This window comes from Hyunsoonleella sp. 2307UL5-6 (assembly GCF_047345485.1).
In the GTDB taxonomy this organism is placed as follows: domain Bacteria; phylum Bacteroidota; class Bacteroidia; order Flavobacteriales; family Flavobacteriaceae; genus Jejuia.
In genome coordinates this window covers 1-1107 of record NZ_JBLFEN010000028.1, presented here as the reverse complement: position 1 = coordinate 1107, position 1107 = coordinate 1, and the positions used below count along the sequence as shown (strand labels likewise).

At 35.9% G+C, this 1107-nt stretch carries 1 protein-coding gene; it reads left to right on the top strand.

The genetic code is table 11. From position 1 onward, the window contains the following. Positions 1-139: 139 nt before the first annotated feature. Complete coding sequence (locus ACKGJY_RS15515) at positions 140-883, top strand: phytanoyl-CoA dioxygenase family protein (RefSeq protein WP_413974813.1); 744 nt, start codon at positions 140-142, stop codon at positions 881-883. The last annotated feature ends 224 nt before the right edge of the window (positions 884-1107 follow it).

Genomic DNA, 1107 nt, shown 5'->3' with positions numbered 1-1107 from the left:
ACAATGTGTAAAAAAAATACTATTTTTGTGGCTTACATTTATAAAGTACTCGTTTGCTTGCTTACGATTTTCCTTCGGAAAATCGCTGCCCACAAACCCGTACTTTGTTTACACTAAAACGTTGTGTGCAAGCTGAAAAATGAGCTACGAAAAGAACAAAATAGAACTTGAAGAAAATGGATTTTCCGTTTTAGCTGACTTGTATTCAGACAAAGAAATAAGCGGAATTTTAGCTTGTATCGAAAATGCTGAACAGGACGGAAATTCGTTTATGAAAACAAAGGATTTATTTGCGATTAGACAATTAATCAAAAATGTGCCTGAATTGAGTGATTTGCTATTCAACGAAAAGCTAACTGAATTAATCTCTGACCTTTCCGAATCTGAATATTTTCTGACCAAAGCAATCTATTTTGACAAACCAAGCGAATCGAATTGGTTCGTTGCTTATCATCAAGATTTGAGCATTTCGGTTGACCAAAAAGCAGAATTAGAAAACTACTCTAATTGGACTTTTAAAAAAGGACAATACGGAGTTCAACCACCAATCGAAATTTTACAAGACACAATAACAATCCGAATTCATTTGGACAAAACGGACAAAAATAATGGAGCTTTAAAGGTAATTCCCAAATCGCACTTAAACGGAATAGTTCGAGCTGACTCAAAAGATTGGAATTTAGAAAACGAATTTGTTTGTGAAGTAGAAAAAGGCGGAGCAATGTTAATGAAACCTTTGACTTTACACGCTTCGAACAGAACGACCAACGGAAAGAAAAGACGAGTAATACATTTAGAATTTAATAAACATAATCTGACTGAACCGCTGGCTTGGTTAGAACATTATGGAATAAAAAAAGCCAGCACACAACAATGGCTATAAGTAATTGCTTGTTCTCGCCTACTTCTGAAAATCCTCGCGGATTTTCAGTTTGGTGAGTACTTGCTAAGTTAAGTGCTAACCCACGCAACTACTCATAGCCGAGACCGTTGGTGTCAATAGTGCGTTTTTTATATCAGCCAACATAGCGGAATTTTATAAAGGTAGATTTATGGCGGAATAACCGCTCCCCTTTTACTATGAAATAACTCGGGTTGGTCTCTTTT